This is a genomic window from Curtobacterium sp. MCLR17_043 (assembly GCF_003224215.1).
Taxonomy (GTDB): Bacteria; Actinomycetota; Actinomycetes; order Actinomycetales; family Microbacteriaceae; genus Curtobacterium; species Curtobacterium flaccumfaciens.
On sequence record NZ_QKLH01000003.1, the window covers coordinates 1 to 16,675 of the forward strand.

The 16,675-nt window shown below is 71.2% G+C and carries 18 protein-coding genes; 6 read left to right on the forward strand and 12 right to left on the reverse strand.

What is annotated here, in order from left to right:
* Positions 1 to 688: phosphatase PAP2 family protein (locus DEJ03_RS03310; protein WP_110863497.1), on the reverse strand; the 688-nt coding region annotated here is incomplete at its 3' end.
* A gap of 98 nt (positions 689 to 786) precedes the next feature.
* Between DEJ03_RS03310 and poxB the strand changes: the two genes are divergently transcribed.
* Positions 787 to 2,511 (forward strand): ubiquinone-dependent pyruvate dehydrogenase, encoded by a 1,725-nt coding sequence (poxB, locus tag DEJ03_RS03315; protein WP_110863498.1) that lies wholly within the window; start codon positions 787 to 789, stop codon positions 2,509 to 2,511.
* A gap of 66 nt (positions 2,512 to 2,577) precedes the next feature.
* On the opposite strand, the gene DEJ03_RS03320 is transcribed toward poxB, so the two are convergent.
* Both DEJ03_RS03320 and DEJ03_RS03325 read right to left on the reverse strand, forming a co-directional pair.
* A complete protein-coding gene (locus tag DEJ03_RS03320) occupies positions 2,578 to 3,261 on the reverse strand; it encodes an SDR family NAD(P)-dependent oxidoreductase (protein ID WP_110863499.1) in 684 nt (227 codons plus the stop codon).
* Positions 3,262 to 3,337: 76 nt separating this feature from the next.
* Positions 3,338 to 4,210, reverse strand: coding sequence for a leucine-rich repeat domain-containing protein (locus DEJ03_RS03325; RefSeq protein WP_110863500.1), 873 nt, complete (start codon positions 4,208 to 4,210; stop codon positions 3,338 to 3,340).
* Positions 4,211 to 4,316: 106 nt separating this feature from the next.
* Here DEJ03_RS03325 and DEJ03_RS03330 point away from each other — a divergent pair, with 106 nt between their 5' ends.
* The 4 genes from DEJ03_RS03330 to DEJ03_RS03345 all read left to right on the forward strand — a co-directional run bounded on the left by DEJ03_RS03330 (position 4,317) and on the right by DEJ03_RS03345 (position 7,052).
* Positions 4,317 to 5,159: a helix-turn-helix transcriptional regulator gene (locus tag DEJ03_RS03330; protein WP_110863501.1), complete on the forward strand. Its 843-nt coding sequence runs from the start codon at positions 4,317 to 4,319 to the stop codon at positions 5,157 to 5,159.
* 26 nt (positions 5,160 to 5,185) lie between these two features.
* Positions 5,186 to 5,590 (forward strand): DUF4259 domain-containing protein, encoded by a 405-nt coding sequence (locus DEJ03_RS03335; protein ID WP_110863502.1) that lies wholly within the window; start codon positions 5,186 to 5,188, stop codon positions 5,588 to 5,590.
* Between the two features lie 143 nt (positions 5,591 to 5,733).
* Positions 5,734 to 6,531 carry a Sua5/YciO/YrdC/YwlC family protein gene (locus DEJ03_RS03340; RefSeq protein ID WP_220034100.1) on the forward strand — a complete coding sequence of 266 codons (798 nt, stop codon included), beginning with the start codon at positions 5,734 to 5,736 and terminating at the stop codon, positions 6,529 to 6,531.
* 35 nt (positions 6,532 to 6,566) lie between these two features.
* The gene (locus DEJ03_RS03345) at positions 6,567 to 7,052 is read left to right on the forward strand and encodes a hypothetical protein (protein ID WP_258370467.1); all 486 of its coding nucleotides are present in this window, start codon (positions 6,567 to 6,569) and stop codon (positions 7,050 to 7,052) included.
* Positions 7,053 to 7,096: 44 nt separating this feature from the next.
* On the opposite strand, the gene DEJ03_RS03350 is transcribed toward DEJ03_RS03345, so the two are convergent.
* From DEJ03_RS03350 to DEJ03_RS03375, 6 genes are all read right to left on the reverse strand, one after another.
* Positions 7,097 to 7,516 carry a Rid family hydrolase gene (locus DEJ03_RS03350; RefSeq protein WP_110863503.1) on the reverse strand — a complete coding sequence of 140 codons (420 nt, stop codon included), beginning with the start codon at positions 7,514 to 7,516 and terminating at the stop codon, positions 7,097 to 7,099.
* A 42-nt stretch (positions 7,517 to 7,558) separates the two neighbouring features.
* Complete coding sequence (locus DEJ03_RS03355) at positions 7,559 to 8,239, reverse strand: hypothetical protein (protein WP_110863504.1); 681 nt, start codon at positions 8,237 to 8,239, stop codon at positions 7,559 to 7,561.
* Positions 8,236 to 8,430, reverse strand: coding sequence for a hypothetical protein (locus tag DEJ03_RS03360; protein ID WP_071404793.1), 195 nt, complete (start codon positions 8,428 to 8,430; stop codon positions 8,236 to 8,238). Before DEJ03_RS03360 ends, DEJ03_RS03355 begins: the two co-directional genes overlap by 4 nt.
* 207 nt (positions 8,431 to 8,637) lie before the next feature.
* Positions 8,638 to 8,937 (reverse strand): Dabb family protein, encoded by a 300-nt coding sequence (locus DEJ03_RS03365; protein WP_110863505.1) that lies wholly within the window; start codon positions 8,935 to 8,937, stop codon positions 8,638 to 8,640.
* Positions 8,938 to 8,979: 42 nt separating this feature from the next.
* Positions 8,980 to 9,867, reverse strand: coding sequence for an SDR family oxidoreductase (locus DEJ03_RS03370; protein ID WP_110863506.1), 888 nt, complete (start codon positions 9,865 to 9,867; stop codon positions 8,980 to 8,982).
* Positions 9,868 to 10,014: 147 nt separating this feature from the next.
* Positions 10,015 to 10,746, reverse strand: coding sequence for a trypsin-like serine protease (locus DEJ03_RS03375; protein WP_110863507.1), 732 nt, complete (start codon positions 10,744 to 10,746; stop codon positions 10,015 to 10,017).
* Between the two features lie 188 nt (positions 10,747 to 10,934).
* Here DEJ03_RS03375 and DEJ03_RS03380 point away from each other — a divergent pair, with 188 nt between their 5' ends.
* Complete coding sequence (locus DEJ03_RS03380) at positions 10,935 to 11,648, forward strand: GAF and ANTAR domain-containing protein (protein ID WP_110863508.1); 714 nt, start codon at positions 10,935 to 10,937, stop codon at positions 11,646 to 11,648.
* A 22-nt stretch (positions 11,649 to 11,670) separates the two neighbouring features.
* Here DEJ03_RS03380 and DEJ03_RS03385 read toward each other — a convergent pair whose 3' ends face one another.
* From DEJ03_RS03385 to DEJ03_RS03395, 3 genes are all read right to left on the reverse strand, one after another.
* On the reverse strand, positions 11,671 to 14,472 hold the full coding sequence (locus DEJ03_RS03385; RefSeq protein ID WP_110863509.1) for a hypothetical protein: 2,802 nt from the start codon (positions 14,470 to 14,472) through the stop codon (positions 11,671 to 11,673).
* A 123-nt stretch (positions 14,473 to 14,595) separates the two neighbouring features.
* The gene (locus DEJ03_RS03390) at positions 14,596 to 14,997 is read right to left on the reverse strand and encodes an HIT family protein (RefSeq protein ID WP_110863510.1); all 402 of its coding nucleotides are present in this window, start codon (positions 14,995 to 14,997) and stop codon (positions 14,596 to 14,598) included.
* A gap of 95 nt (positions 14,998 to 15,092) precedes the next feature.
* Positions 15,093 to 16,307 (reverse strand): ice-binding family protein, encoded by a 1,215-nt coding sequence (locus tag DEJ03_RS03395; RefSeq protein ID WP_258370471.1) that lies wholly within the window; start codon positions 16,305 to 16,307, stop codon positions 15,093 to 15,095.
* Positions 16,308 to 16,675 lie beyond the last annotated feature (368 nt).

Below are 16,675 nucleotides of genomic sequence, written 5' to 3' on the forward strand. Positions count from 1 at the left end.
AGATGTGTATAAGAGACAGGAGCCAGTCGACCCACACCACCCGCACCCCCGGCGCCACGGCGAGCGCCCACAGGATCGAGGCAGCGGCGTCGGTCGGGTAGTGCACCGCATCGATCGACACCGCGAAGAACACGATCACGATGGCCACGACCCCGAGCGTCAGGGCGAGCCGGTGCCACCGGGTCTCGCGGAGCAGCCAGATCAGGGCGATGACGAACGCCGTGATGTAGACCGTGTGCCCGCTCGGGTACCCGGGGTCGGGCTGCACGGGGAACGGGTGCGGCAGCACGGCGACGTCGGGCCGGGCGCGGTGCACGATCTCCTTCACGATCGCGGACGGCACCCACGTGATCGCGATGGTGCCGCCGAACGCCAGGGCCGGTCGCAGGTCGCGCGTGCGCCACCAGATCACGGCGACGACGACGACCGTGATCCCGATCGCCGGTGCCGGACTGATCACGTGGTAGACCGCCGTGCTGAACGCCCCGAGGAACCCGGTGTGCAGCGCGTTGAGGGCTTTCGACAGCCCGAGGTCCACGGTGCCGAGGGTGAACCCGACGATGGTGATGACGACGACCGCGATGACGGCGATCGCCACCGAGACGAGCGGGTACGGCGAGCGCTCGAGGATCCCGTACGCGGCGGGCTCCCGTCGGCGGGGACGGAGGAGCGGCGCGTCGTCGGTCATCCCGCCATCGTCGCAGCACGACCCCGGCATCCCAGGGCGAGTGAGCCTCACAAAACTCCGAAAGCGTTCAGCGCAGCGGTCGCGAGTAGACAGGACGCATGCCAACCGTTGCCGAGAACATCGTCGCCACCCTCCGCGCCAACGACATCCACCGGGTCTACGGCCTGCCCGGGGACTCCCTGAACGGCTTCACCGACGCCCTGCGCAAGGACGGCACGATGCGGTGGGAGCACGTCCGTCACGAGGAGGCGGCCGCGTTCGCCGCCTCTGCCGAGGCCGCCCTGACCGGTGACCTGACCGTCTGCGCCGGCAGCTGCGGGCCCGGCAACCTGCACCTGATCAACGGCCTGTACGACGCGAACCGTTCGCGGGTGCCGGTGCTGGCGATCGCCGCGCACATCCCCACGGCGGAGATCGGCTCCGGCTACTTCCAGGAGACGCACCCGCAGGAGCTGTTCCGCGAGTGCTCCATCTACGTCGAGTACGTCGCCGACCCCGTCCAGATGCCCCGCCTGCTCGAGATCGCGATGCGCGAGGCGATCGAGAAGCGCGGCGTCGCCGTGCTCGTGATCCCGGGCGACGTGCTGCTCGCCGAGGCGAAGGACGACCGCACCACCCGCATCGAGCGGGCCACCCCGCGGATCGTGCCGAGCGAGGCCGAGCTGCAGCGCACCGCCGACCTGCTGAACGGTGCCGACCGGATCACCATCCTGGCCGGAGCCGGCGTCACGGACGCCCACGACGAGGTCGTCGCCCTGGCCGAGCGACTGCAGGCCCCGATCGTGCACGCGCTGCGCGGCAAGGAGTACATCGAGTACGACAACCCGTACGACGTCGGCATGACGGGACTGCTCGGCTTCGCTTCCGGGTACCGCGCGATGGAGGACGCCGACGTCGTGCTCATGCTCGGCACGGACTTCCCGTACCAGCAGTTCTTCCCCGCCAAGGCGAAGCACGTGCAGGTCGACATCCGCGGCTCGCAGCTCGGTCGGCGGCACCCCGTCGACATCGGGCTGGTCGGCACCGTCAAGGACACCGCACTCGCACTCATCCCGCTGCTGACCGGCTCGCACCCGACGAAGCACCTCGAGGACTCGCTCAAGCACTACCGGAAGACCCGCGAGAAGCTCGACGACCTGGCGGTCCCCGCCGGGAAGAAGAAGCCCCTGCACCCGCAGTACGTCGCCCGGGTGCTCGACCGGCTCGCCGCGGAGGACGCCGTCTTCATCCCCGACGTCGGCTCCCCCGTCGTCTGGGCCTCGCGCTACCTCACCATGAACGGCAAGCGCCGACTGATCGGCTCGTTCGTGCACGGCACGATGGCGAACGCCGTCCCGCAGGCGATCGGCGCGCAGACGGCGTTCCCGGACCGGCAGGTGATCGCCCTGGCCGGTGACGGCGGGCTGACGATGCTCCTCGGTGAGCTCATCACGATCGTGCAGAACAAGCTGCCGGTGAAGATCGTCGTGTTCGACAACTCGTCGCTCAACTTCGTCGAGCTCGAGATGAAGGCCGCCGGCTTCGTGAACTACGGCACCGAGCTGCAGAACCCGGACTTCGCCGCCGTCGCCGAGGCGATCGGCATCAAGGGGTTCCACGTCGACGTGTCCGACGACTTCGAGGACGCCATGGCCGCCGCGCTCGCGCACGACGGCCCGGCGCTCGTGTCGGTCCGCGCGAACCGCCAGGAACTCTCCATGCCCCCGGCGGTCACGCTCGAGCAGGCGAAGGGCTTCACGCTCTACGCCATCCGCACGGTGCTGTCGGGACGCGGCGACGAGCTGCTGGACCTCGCGTCCACCAACGCGCGCCAGCTGCTGTAGACGCGACCGGACGACGGCCTGGAGGCGCGGTGCCAGCTGGCACCGCGCCTCCAGGCCGTCACGACGTCACCACCCGAGCGGCTGGCCGTCCTCCAGGAACACGCCGGTGGGGCCCTCCGGGCCCGCGCTCGCGGCGGCCGCGATCGTCGCGGCGCTGACCTCGACGGGGCGACCGTGCGGGTTCGGCATGCCACCGAACTCGGTGGCCGTGTAGCCGGGCTCGATCGCGACGAAGTGCACCTCGGGCACGACGCGTGCGTACTGCACCGTCAGCATGGAGACAGCGGCCTTGGACGCGCCGTAGACCACGGCCGGCACGGTGAACGCCGGCTTCGACGGGTCGTGGGTGGCGGTGAAGGAGCCCAGCGCGCTCGACAGGTTCACCACGATCGGGTTCGCGGAGCGACGCAGGAGCGGCAGTGCGGCCTCGGTCGCGCGGATGGTGCCGACGGCGTTCGTGTCGAAGACGGCGAGCGCGTCGGGCCCGCTCTGCCCCCAGACGGCGATGCCGGCGTTGTTGACCAGCACGTCGAGCCCGCCGTTCGCGTCGACGTGGGCGAAGGCCGCGGCGACCGAGTCGTCGTCGCGGACGTCGAGCTGGACGGAGCGGGCGCCGATCTCGGCGGCGACCGCGGCGCCCTGGTCGGCGTCCCGGGCGCCGATCCAGACGGTGTGGCCCGCCTCGACGAGCTGGCGGGCGGTTTCCTTGCCGAGGCCGCGGGTGGCCCCGGTGATGAGTGTCGTTGTCATGGGTCCAGCGTCGTGCTCGGCGACGACCGCAGGGAGTCGCCCGGTTGTCGTAGGACCGGCAGGGCCAGGGTCAGGGTCAGGCAGACTGCCGAGCGTCGAGCGCCTCGTGCACCGCTCTGACCGTGGGGACGTAGTGGCGGCGGTTCGAGATCCGGACGTCCCGCAGCGCGGGCAGTTCGAGCAGCACGCGCAGGTCGCCGTCGACGATCCGAGTCGACTCGTACAGGTGCAACGTCTCGAGAGCGGTCAATCCCCGGAGTGGGTCGAGGGTCGGGAAGTCGCCGCAGTTCCCAGCATTGAGATGACGGAGCCGTGTCAGACCGGCCACGGGGTCCAGGTCCGGGATCTTCCGGTTGCTCCCGAGGTCCAACCTCCGCAGGTTCGCCGCGAGCCCGCGGACTCCGCTGACGTCGGTGAGTCGTCGGGCGACGGCCACGGTCAGGTCGTCCAACCCGGTCAGTGATTCCACCCCGTGCAACGACCGGAGGCTCGGCCAGTCGTCGAGACGGAGCTTGCGGAGTGAGGTCATCGCGGAGAGCGGCTGCAGGTCGTCCGCCGAGTAGTGCCCCGCGTACAGGTCGTCGAGCGGCGCCGCGTTCGTGACCCCGCCGTCGAGGTACTTCCAGAACGCGACGGCGAGACGGCGCAGCCGCGGGAACGCCGCGAGGTCGATCCGCACCTTCAACCCGGCGTGCAGGTGGAGGAACTCCAGGTCGTGCAGCGTCCCGAGCGCCGAGACGTCGTCCACGTGCCGAGCGATCATGAAGAAGCGCCGGAGCGGGAGGTCCCGGACGAACTCGATGTGCGTGTCGGGGAACCCCGCGCCGATGCGGAGCCCCTGCACCTTGCCGGACCGGACGAGCTTGCCGATCTTCGGGTCCCACGGACCCCGCAGCACGGCGTCCTCGCCGGGCCCGAACGGGCTCGGACCGTTCGTGTACGACTTCACGGTGCTGACCTCGGGTGTTCGGGCGGCGGGAGACGCTGCTGATCCTCCCATCGGTGGGACCAGCAGGGCCAGGACCCGGGCGCCCCTCGACGCGCAGACTGGGGACATGGCGGACACGGACTTCGGGCACACCCTGCGGCGACTGCGCGACCACGTCTCCCCCGAGGCGGCGGGAGTGGTCGTCGGGCCGCGTCGGCGTGCGACCGGTCTGCGGCGCGAGGAGCTGGCCGGGCTGGCGGGGATCTCCGCCGACTACCTGACCCGGCTCGAGCAGGGGCGGGCGACCTCGCCGTCCGCCCAGGTCGTCGAGGCGCTCGCGCGGGCGCTGCGGGTCGCTGATGCCGACCGCGAGCTGCTCTACCGGCTCGCCGGGCACGCGGTCCCCGGCGCCGACGTGGTGCCGTCGAGGATCCCGCCGAGCGTGCAGCGACTGCTCGACCGCCTGGCGGACACCCCGGTCGCGGTGCTCGACGCCGCGGGGAACCTGCTCGTCGCCAACGCCCCGTACGACGCCCTGATGGGGCCGATCGGGGCGCTGCGCGGGAACGACCGGAACACCGCGTGGCGGCACCTGGTCGGATCCGGCAGCCGAGCCGTGCACACGCCGGAGGAGCAAGCGGCGTTCGAGGCGAACCTGGTGGCGGGGCTCCGGATGACCGCGGCGCGCTACCCGCTCGACCGCCAGCTGCAGCAGCTCGTGCGGGACCTGCGGGCGGCGAGCCCGCGGTTCGTCGAGCTGTGGGACTCGGGCTCGACCGCGCTCGGCGAGACCGCCCGCCGGAAGGTGATCGACCACCCGGACGTCGGGCTGATCATGCTCGACTGCGACACCCTGGTCGTCGGGCCGGAGGACCTGCTGATCCTGGCGTACACGGCCGAACCCGGGTCGGTGGACGCGGAGCGGCTGGCCCTGGCGATCGTGGTGGGGACGCAGTCGTTGGTGGAGTGACGCTCGGCTCCCCCTACGATGCACGCATGGGGACATGGAGCGCCGAGCCGTTCGGCAACGACACCGCCGCAGACTTCGCGTGGGAACTCGACGGCCAGAAGCGCTGGGGCGTGGTCCGTGCAGCACTCGAGCAAGCCACGAAGGCGGGTCCGGACATGGGCAGCGACATCGCTGTCACCGCCATCGCCGCAGCAGAGGTCGTCGCGCACGGCCTGGGTCGCCCCACGCAGACCGATGCCTACACAGAGAGCGTGGAGGCTTTCGTCGGTCGTGCGCGCAAGCCGAACCGGCGGCTGACCGAGCAGGCACGGCGGCCCGTCACCGCTGCCGCCGACCCGGCCGGCGAACTCGCGGAGCTCTGGGCCGAGAGCGACGGGGCGGAGTGGGACGAGGCGATCGCCCGGCTCGTCGCACGTCTCGGCGCGGACTGACCGCGGTCGTACGCTGCGAGCCCGCCTGAACCCTTCGGAGAAGGCCCACAGGTCGCGCCCTTCGCCCTTGTCCGGCTCGGACGCCGTCCATAGGCTCCCGCTGTCAGACGATCGTCTGACTCCAGAACGGGACGAGGACGGGCATGAACGACGACACGCAGGTCAGCATGAACCGGGTGCACTGGACCGGCGGCGTGCCCCGCAGCGCGGTGGACGCGCTGCTCCACGACGGCGGTCTCGCGGTGGTCCCCACCAAGGTCGGCTACATCCTGATGACCTCGGACCGTGCGGGCCTGGAGCGCAAGTTCGACGCGAAGGAACGCAACCGCAACAAGCCCGGCGTCGTCCTCGTGAGCTCGCTCGAGATGCTCCGGAGCATCGCGCAGCTCACCCCCGAGATCGACGCCCTGTACCAGCGGTGCTGGGACCAGGACATCCTGCTCGGGTGCATCCTGCCCTGGAGCGAAGCGGGTCGAGCGGCGTTGCCGGCGGACGGCTCCGACGAACTCATGATGGACACCCGTGGCACGTCCTGCTTCGTCATCAAGTTCGGCGTCCCCGGTGAGCTCGCCGCCCGCGAGCTCTGGACCGAGCACGGCAAGTTCGCCTTCGCGAGCTCGGCCAACCCATCCGGTACCGGGAACCGTGGCGTGGTCGACGGCATCGGCGAGCGCATCGCCGAGCGTGCCGACGTGATCGTCGAGGCGGACGACTACGTGGCGTCCATCCAGCCGGAGCAGAGTGCCGAGACCCGCTACGAGCAGGGCGTCATGGTGTCGATGGTCGACAGCACCGGAGCCCTGATCCCGCTGCAGGACGGACGCCGATCGGTCGTCCCCGCACCGACGCTCATCCGCAAGGGCCTCGACGTCGACCGGATCATGGGGCTGCTCGCGGACACGTTCACGAGCTGGGACTACCGGCAGGGTGAGTACTACTGAGCCCGCACGAGAGGACTTCCGTGGGCCGGAGCCGCTTGTCGCGTGAGGACGCCGCGAGCCGCATCACCGCGTTCGTGTACGGCAACATCGTGATCCTCGGCACGATCGCACCGATGGTCCCGGACACCGCCGAGAGCGGTCGGGGGCTCTGGTACGTCCTCGCCACCGCGTTCTCGACCTTCCTCGCACACACCTTCGCCGAGTCGGTCGGACGACGTGCGCGGAGCGACCACCGCCTCACCGGGGAGACCGTCCGCGCCGAGCTGCGAGATTCGCTGCCCGTCCTCACCTCCGGTTTCCTGCCGGCTGCCGTCCTCGCCTACGCCTGGCTGACCGGCACGTCCGGGCTCGCGGCCGAGATCATCGCGATCGCGTACCTCGTGGTCCGGCTCGCCCTCCTCGGGCCCGTCGTGGCCAGGCTCCGCGGCGAGAACCCGTCCCCGCGGACGTTCGTGGCCGGTCTCGTCCTCGCGCTCGTCGGTGTCGGCATCGCGCTGGTCAAAGCGGGTCCCGGCTTCTGAGGCGAGCGTGCGCGGGAGCGCGGGAACCTCGACGCCTCGCGCCGTCACGTGGCCTGGCCGTCGGCGACGGCCGCGACGGCTTCGATCTCGACCAGCTGGTCGTCGTAGCCGAGCACCGTGACCCCGAGCAGGGTGCTCGGCACGTCGTGCGCGCCGAAGGCATCGCGCACCACCTGCCATGCGGTGACGAGGTCGGCCTGCCGCGAGGACGCCACGAGCACCCGGGTGCTCACGACGTCCTCGATGGACGCACCTGCGGCACGCAGCGCCTCCTGCATCGTCTCGATGCACCGGGCAGCCTGGCCCGCGTATTCGCCTACCGCGACGGTCGACCCGTCCGGGGCCAGCGGGCAGGCCCCGGCGAGGAACACGAGCCGCGTCCCGGCCGGCACGGTGGACGCGTACGCGTACTGCGCCGCATCGCTCAGGACGTCGGACCGGATGAGACGGACAGCGCTGGCCATACCGGTCATCCTGCCAGCAGCGACGTTCGACCCTCGGTGGCGTCAGGCGCAGTACTCGTACGGCAACATCGCGACCGACCCCACCCAGATCGCCCCCACGGTGGTGCCGTCCGTCCCCAGCTGGAACGTCATGTAGCGCCCGTCGGCCTGCACGCTCCACATCGAGTACGGCCCCTGGTCCTCACCGTAGGTGCCGGTGTACTGCAGGTCCGGGTACGCGGAGCGCACCTCGGTCAGGGGCGCTCCGATGCCGATCCCGGCGTCGGTCTCGGGCGAGTTCGTCGTCACCGGGTCCGACCCCACCCCACCGATGGTCACCCCGGCGACCTTCCCGTCGCGGGGGATGACGATGAGCCCGGGGGCGTCGGATCGCTCCCAGAACGTCGTCTCCGGGCTGGCCGGGCACGCATCCGTACTCCGGGTGTAGGCGGCTGCCAGGTCGTCGATCTCGCCCTGCACCGGACCACCGAGGGCGATCGGTCCGACCTCCTCGGTCGAGATGGTCCACGTCGCGGGGTCCGACAGGCTGAAGGCCGTGTCCGTCTCGGTCGGGGTCGGAGTTGGGGTCGCAGTGTCGGGGTCAGCCGGCGCCTCCGGGGTCGCAGTCGCAGTCGCAGTCACGGTCCGGGTCGGCGTCGCAGCCGGTGAGCCGGAACAGGCGGTCAGCGCCATCGCTGCGATGAGCCCGAGGGTCACCCCGGCGGTCCGGGCGGTGCCGTTCACGCGGCCCCCGCCGCACTGCGCCGCTGCCGGTCAGGCGGGAGCTGGGGGCCGGGTTGCTGCACGGTCCTCCAGCTGCCGATCCGCGGGTCGAGCCGGACGGCGTCACCGCACTCGTCGCAGTGCGCCGCTCCCGCCTCGCCGAGCAGGATCTTCGCGCCGTCGTGGACGAACGGGTTCGGGTTGCCGGGCATCGTCTGTTTCCCTCCGTCGGCGGATGTCGAAGGGTCCCCGCCCGCAGGCGGGGACCCGACCGGCGCGCGCTCCGGAGAGCCGCAGCGCCGGCCGATGACCCCCGCGCCGTTGCGATGGCCGATCCACCGTACGTCGAGCCTCCACGAGGAACGGAACCCCTCGTCCGCCATCGCAACCAGAGCGTTACACAGCTTCCGACGCAGCGATCAGTCGGCGTCCTCGACGTCGAACACGACGACCCGCGCACTCGCCGCACCGATGAACTCGGCCACCGGCCGGTGCTCCGGGTGCGGCAGGTACCCGGTGAGCGCGGCACGATCGCGGAACCGGACGACGAGCATCCAGTGGAACCCGCCCTCCAGCCCCTCGGTGCTCACGCTCGTGCCGGACTGCACCGACTCGACCCCCTCGACCCGTGGCAGGTGCTCACGCGACGAGGCCGAGGCCTCGTACGACCGGTCCTCCCCGTCCCACTCGACCAGCACGGTGTGCGTCACTCCGGACACGTGGTCCCCTTCCTCGAACGCAAGAACACGAAACCCAGAACCTCAGAACGCCGGCGTACCACCGGCGATCGTGATCGTCGACCCGGACTGGTAGCTCGACTCCGGGCTGACCAGGTGCACGTAGGCGGCACCGAGCTCGGCGGGCTGACCGGGACGGCCGAACGGCGAGCTCTCACCGAAGTGCGACACCGTCTCGGCGTCGTCGGAACCCGGCTGCAGCGGCGTCCACACCGGCCCCGGCGCAACGGAGTTCACACGGATGCCCTTCGGCGCGAGCTGCTGCGCCACGGCCTCGGTGAAGAGCTTGATCGCGCCCTTCGACACGGCGTAGTCGATCTTGTCCGGCGAGGGCGTGGACGCCTGGATCGAACCGGTCGTCACGATGGTCGAACCGGGCTCGAGGTGCGGCACGGCGGCCTTGGTCAGCCAGAACAGCGAGTAGATGTTCGTCTTGAAGGTGGAGTCGAACATCGAGGTGTCGAGCGTGAGGATGTCCTCGTTGCTCTCCATGCGCCCCGCGACCATGACCAGGGTGTCGAGACCGCCGAACTCGTCGACGCCCTTCTGCACCAGGTCCGTGCAGTACTGCTCGTCGGAGATGTCCCCGGGGAACAGCACGGCCCGACGACCCTCGGACTCGAGCAGGTCGCGGACCTGTTCCGCGTCCTCCTGCTCGTCCGGCAGGTACGAGAGCACCAGGTCCGCGCCTTCGCGCGACAGGGCGATGGCGGCGCCACGGCCGATGCCGGAATCAGCACCGGTGACGATGCCGCGGTACCCCTTCAGCCGTCCGAGCCCGACGTAGCTCTCCTCGCCGTGGTCGGGCTTCGGGTCCATCTTCCACGCGGCACCCGGCAGCGACTGCTCCTGCTTCGGGTACGGCGGTGCCGGGTAGAGGGTGTTCGGATCGCGCTTCTCGTACTGGCTCATGGCCCCACTGTCGTCGCGGCGCCCGCACGGGCGCTCAGCTGGTGGGTGGGCGGACGCCGAGCAGGCGACCCCGGTTCTGGAGACGGGTGGGGACGCCACTGGAGGCGCGGTGCCAGCTGACACCGCGCCTCCAGTCGGTCAGGTGGTTCAGACGCCGGCCGTGGTGCGGATCCAGGACGAGGCCTGCGACAGCAGGGCGTAGTTCGAGCCGGCCTTGGTGTTCGCACCCGGGTCGGCGCTGTCGCCGGTGGAGCAGACGGCGACGACCTTGCCGTTCACGAGCAGCGGGCCGCCCGAGTCACCGTGGTTCGAGGCGCCGGTCACGCCGGTGAGGTGCTGGGCACGACCGCTGAAGGCGTCGGTGCTCGCGCCGGTGAGCGAGACGGTGGCCTGGTACAGGCCGTCGGACTGGGTCGCGTTGGCGCGCAGGCCGTAGCCCTGGATGGTGCCCGTTCCGCTCGACTTGGCCGTCGCGGTGAGGTCGAGGGGCGCGTAGGTGGACAGCGAGTAGGCGGCCCGCAGGTGCACGAGCGCGATGTCACCAGCCGGCGAGGCGCTGACGCGGTCGACGGCGACGGCCGTGCCGCGGTTGACGGTGGAGTTCGAGTGGTACACGTTCATCGCGCCGATGCCGTCGATGCAGTGCCGGGCGGTGAGGATCCACGAGGCGTTGAGCTGCTCGCCGGTGCAGTTGCTGACGTAGCCGGAGGGGATGGAGCCGCCGGAGGCTTCGAGCTGCACCGCCCACGAGGTGGTGGGTGCCTTCTCGCCGCCGACGACCTTCGTGCTGACGGGCAGCGCGGACGCGGGCGAAGCGGCGAACACGCCGGCGGTGATGACGGCGACCGCGGCGAACGCGGCTGCGATGGACTTCTTCATGACGACTCCTCTGTCGGTGAAGCACCTGCCAGTTGCGTTGTGCAACTGATGGGTCATCCTGACCCCCTGTCCGGGGGTCGCACCAGTCCGCACTTCGACGGACGCGGCTGCTTGCGGACCCGAGAGCCGTGATCCGGTACGCGAACTGGCTGAGCCGTGCGCCATCGGTCTGGTCGTAGCGTCGAAGCATGACGACCAGTGACGCGATCAACCTGCCGGATCGGTTGGTGCCGGCTCTGGACACCGACCTCGAGGTGCTCGACGCCATGGACCGCGTGATCGCGGCGTGCGTGGAGGGGACCTCGGCGACGGAGGCGGGGGTCGTGCTCGCGGACCGGTCCGGTGCGCTGCAGGTCGTCGCCTCGACGAGCGAGCGCAGCAGCGAGGCCGAGGAAGCGCAGCTCGGCACGAACGAGGGCTCGTGTCTCGACTGCTACCGGACCGGGAAGACCATCGACGTGCCCGACGTGTCGACGCACGAGTCGGAGTGGCCGGAGTTCTCAGCGACGATGCGTGACCGCGGGCTGCACGGCACGTTCGCCGAGCCGATCCGTCTGCGGGACCGGACCATCGGCTCCCTGTGCGTCTTCGCCGACCACACGCGCGGGCACAGCGACCAGGACGTCGTGCTGATGCAGCTGCTCGCCGACGCGGCTTCGGCTGCCCTGGTCCGACAGCGCGACCGCGGGGTGTCGGCCACGATCGAGGAACAGGTCGAGGACGCGCTCGAGGCCCGGGAACTCCTCGAACAGGCCAAGGGTGCCCTCGCGTACCGACGGGGCATCCGGATGGACGAGGCGTTCCAGATCTTGCGACGTGCTGCTGCCGGTGCGGGCCGCGGGATCCGGGCCATGGCGGAGGACGTCGTGCACCGGGGCGCCGACCTCGGCAGCACGGGCTGAACGGTGCTGCCGAGGGTGCGCACTACTTCGTCGTCGTGAAGGTACCCCGGGCCCGCTGGTCCGAGCCGTAGCCACGGGCGTGCACCACGTGCGTGCCCGGCGCCAGCGCCGCCACGGCCTTCGTGATCTTCAGGCGGACCTTGCCGTCGGCGTTGGCCGTCGTGCGGGTGGCCCGACCGCCGTCGATGCTGACGGTGACCGACTCGCCGGCGCGGAACCCCGTCGCCGAGATCGCGACCTTGGCACCCTTCCGGCTGCTCGTCGGCGTCACGGCGATGGCCGTGCTGGTCGCCTGTGCCTCGGCACACGCGTCACCCGGGGTCCCGACCGCCGGAGCGGACGCAGTCGGCCGTCCGTTCACGCTGCGGACGCCGTCGTCCTCGCGGATGCGCATCGTGCCGACCGAGTCACCGATCACCGAACCGCCCTGGGTGTTGCTGAGGGTCATCGCGTAGTCCGATGTCCGCGAGAACGACGGCGTGCGGTCCCCGTTCACCGAGACCGCGACCGTGCGGCAGACCTCACCGGGCTGGAACGTGACGGGCTGCACCGCCGGGCGGATGCGCCCGTCGTACGCCTGGTCGAGGTCGAAGTACACGGTGGTGGCCTGCTCGGCCGGTCGGGAGAGCACGACCGCTGCCCGCACCACCGTGCGCGTGCGGCCCTCGTCGACGAACCGGTCCGCGATGCGTGCGGCGGGACGCTTCGTGACCACCGGGGTGCCGAGGGTTGCAGCGGGCACGAGCGACAGGTCGCTCAGCAGGACCCCACTGTTCTTCTGCGGGACGTCGATGGTCACCTCGCGCACCGACGTCAGGTCGATGCCGGTGAACGCGTCGAGGGGGATGCGCGCCTGCTGCAGGATCGTCTTGCGCGGGGCCATCCGGGTACCGGGGAGCAGCTGTCCGGCACGGCTGGTGTCGGACAGGCGTCGGGTCGCCACGGCACCGGTCGCGTCGCGGAGGGTGATCGAGACGTTCGCGTTCGTCGTCGCGGTGTCGTCCGGGGTGAGGCGGAGCGACAGCGCCTGGAACCCCGTGAAGTCACCGGCCGCCGGAGCCACCGGGACGTGCACCTGGCCGCCGGTCGCCGCCTTGGTGGGCGAGACGTGCAGGGCGGGGGTGGCCGGCACCGAGGACGCCAGGTAGGCCGGGGTGTAGTCCGGGGCGTTGGACGAGATCGAGACGCACGCCGGCAGGATCTGCTTCGCGGGCAGGTTGTCGGTGCTCGCGCAGGTCTTCGTCGTCAGGGCGCCGGTCGTGGTGATCGCCGGGTTCGCGGTGTCGAACAGGGCGAGGTCGCGCCGGCTCGCGCCGGGCTGGGAGGCGCTCACCCGGATGTCGGCCGTGCCCAGGGCGGCGGGCTGGCGGTTGGTGCCGTCGAACATCGGCAGGAACTGCTGCTCACCGTCGAGCGTCAGGCGGAAGAAGCCGCTGATCAGGCTCGTGCCGACGGCGTACTGCTGGTCGGACGAGAGCCGCGTGGTGCGCTTCGCCTTCGCCCCGCAGACCGCGTCGGACTCGTCGTACCAGTCGTCCGACGACGCCTTCGCGTACTTGCCCGGCGTCCACGTCGTGTTGAAGAAGTTGTGGTTCGCACCCATCACCAGGACCGAGGAGCGCAGCACGTCGTCCCCGAAGGCGGTGCGGGAGTCGTCGTAGAAGTGCTGGCCCTGCAGGTCGGACACGTCGCCGTCGCAGTACGGCAGGACGACCGCCGTGTTGGTGTCCGGCAGGGTCATGCGGCCGAAGTCGGTCGGCGCCAGGGGCAGGACGGCACGGATGCCGAAGGGGTTCGTGCGCTGCGTGTTGAGCAGGGCCGCGCGGACCACGCCGTCACCACCGCGCGAGTGGCCCATGAGGCCGACGTCCTGCAGGTCGAGCTTGCCGGTGAGCAGCGGCGAGAGCCGGGGTTCCTGTCCGGCGTCGGCCCGCTGCAGCAGGCTGAGGTGGTCGAGGACGAGCTGCCCGCGGGCCACCGCTCCGCCGTCGTCCGAGTAGCTGCCGTCGAGGGCGTTGATCGCGTTCGCGGAGATCGACACGACGACGTTGCCGTGGCTCGCCAGCGCGGTCGCCGCCGCGTTGTAGCCGAGGTAGCTCGGGATGTCGGTCTGTCCCTTCCCGCACGGCCACGCCTTCGGGTTGGAGGTGCCGCCGTAGCAGGCCTCGTGGCGGCCGTGCAGGAACACCACGACCGGACGCTTGCCCGGGGCGTCCTTCGGCACGAAGACAGCGGCACGCATCTCGCCCTTGCGACCGAAGCCCTTGATCGTCTCGGCTTCGTTGCCCAGGTCGTAGTCGGCCCGGGTGACCGCGTACTGGCCCGCGGCCGCCGGGTCGTCGGTCAGGGGTGCCGGCGCTTCGCTCGGCGCGACCGTCTGCGGTGCGGTGGCGGCCTGCCTGTTGCCCTGCAGGTCGGTCTCGCCCGTCCAGCCGAGCTCGACGCTGCGGGCATCGGCGACCGCGGGGTCGGTCGTGGTGACCGTCAGCTGCCGCTGGTCGAGGCTCGTCTGCGCGACGCCGATGTCGGTGCCGTCCACGAGCAGGACGGGGGCCGCCGCACGGAGCGGCAGGGGGTCGGCGAGGGTCAGGACGACGGTGTACCCGCCGTCGGTCGGCGTGACCGTCCAGTCGTCACCCTGCGCGACGGGCGTGCCCGGCGTCGTGATCGTGGTCGTCCCCGTCGCGGCGGTGGACCCGTCGCCCGGTGCCGCCGTGGCCGGCAACGCCGCGATCGTGCCGGAGACGGCGAGCGCCCCGGCGATGAGTGTCGAACACGCGATCTGCAGCGCGATGGTGGAACGGCGTCTCGGCGAACGGTTCACGTCGGATCTCCCCTGGTGCGACGGGCATGCGCCACCGCACGCTCCGTCGCCAACAGTAGGGAGCGCGCTGCTCGCCGCGGATCGTCCTGGAGGATGAGGTGGCGGCTCAGTCCCTGAGGGTCCTCACGGGTGTGACCACCGGGTGCCGGGCGAGTAGTGGCCCCGGCCCGGGATCGTGTGCCGGATGCCGCCGGCCGGGTCCGGCACGTCGTCGGCGTACCGCGGGATGACGTGCAGGTGGGCGTGGAACACCGTCTGCCCGGCTGCCGTGCCGTCGTTGAACCCGACGTTGTACCCGTCGGGTCGGTACCGGTCGTCGAGCACCAGCTTGAGTGCGCAGACGAGCCGCGTCATCGCGGCGACTTCGTCCGCGGTGGCGTCGAACCACGACACCACGTGGCGCTTCGGGACGACCAGGCTGTGCCCGGGCGAGACCGGGTTCACGTCCAGCAACGCGACGACCAGGTCGTCCTCGACGAGCCGGGAGGCCCGTGGCACGTCGTCGAAGACACAGTCGGTCGGCATGCCCCCATGCAATCGGGCACGTGGACCGACCGCAAGGCCGGTGACGGCACGCAGACGGCCCCGCGACCAGGGTCGCGGGGCCGTCTGCGTGTGGATCAGATGCGGCCGACGGTGCGGCGACGACGACGCAGCAGGACCATGAGCGTTGCACCCGCGGCGAGCAGTGCCGCGGCGATGCTCAGCGGGACGGTCGGGTCCGAGCCGGTGAACGCGAGCTCACCGATGGGCTGGTCGGTTCCGCCGCCACCGCCGCCGCCGGCGCCTGCGGGGCCGCTCGGGGTGGCGGTGGGCACCACTGCGGGTGCCGTCGGGGTGGGTGTCGCGGTGGGCACCGGTGCCGGGGCGCGGACCGTGATGGTGACCGTCTGGGTGTCGTCCGGGCTGGTGCCGTTCGACGCGGTGATCGTCACGGTCGAGGTGCCCGGGGTGGTCGGGGTGCCGGAGATGACGCCGGTGGTGCTGTCGATCGTCAGGCCGTCGGGCAGGCCCGTGGCGGTGAAGGTCGGGTTCGGGGTACCGGTCGCGGTGACGGTGGACGAGTAGGGCACGTCCACGGTGCCGTCGGACGGGGTGCCCGAGGTGATGGTCGGCGACTCGGACGGCGTGCCCGGTGCGGGGCAGCCGTTGGAGGCCGTGATCGTGTTCGTGTCGAGGGTGACCGCGCCGGTGCGGGCCAGCAGTCGGCCCTGCACGGTCGCGCCGGTGGTGGCGGTCACGGACTGCTGCGCCAGGACGGTGCCCTGGAACTGGGCGCCGGTGCCGACGGTGGCGGAGCTGCCGACCTGCCAGTACACGTTGCACGAGCTGGCACCGCCGGTGATGACGATCTGGCTGGCGGACCCGATGGTCAGGGTCGACGCGGCCTGGAACACCCACACGGAGTTCGCGCTGCCGGCCAGGGTCAGCGCACCGTTGTTGGCCAGGGCGAGGGCGCCGCCGGAGTACACGCCGGGTGAGAGCGAGAGGCCGTTCAGCTCGGTCAGACCGGTCTGGGTCGGGGAGAGCGACGCGGCGACGTTGTACGCGGTGGTGGTGTCGCGCTGGGCCTGTGCGGCCGCGGCGTCGGTCTGGTGCGTGGTGCCGTTGACGACGCCGTTCGGTGCGCCGCCGAAGCCGGTGATGGACGTACCCGGCGACAACCCGAGGTCACCGTTGATCACGGAGGGGCCGGTGTTGGTGACCGCGCTCGCGCCGAGGACGCCGTAGGTCGATGCGGTTCCGAGGTTGACCGGACCGTCGATGACCGTGGCGGCGGATGCTCCGCCCCCGGTCCCGAGGGTGATCAGTGCGGCGACGGCAGCCGCCGACACGACCAGGAGGGAACTGCGTCTGAGATGGCGAGCCTGCACGGTCCGACCGCTTCCTGCAAGGAGAGGCGGGGTGACGTCGGCGACGAGCGCGCATTCTCGGTGGCTCGAAGTATGCGCTTCTCCACAGCGATTACCTAGCAATGTCTGAACATTCGCTCAAAGCCTGGCAGTTGGCCTGGGTGTCTAGGCGATCCGGGCCTGTGGGCGCATGCTCACCACAGGTTGACCGGGCGCTTTCACCAGCGACCGGGTTGGGAGTTCGGGTCTCCCGTCAGCCGGTGCGGCGCCGGTCCCGGGTAGGACAGGGCGCCCACCCCCGGACTGCACGGCGAAGGGCCCCGCGATCGAGATCGCGGGGCCCTTGCTGG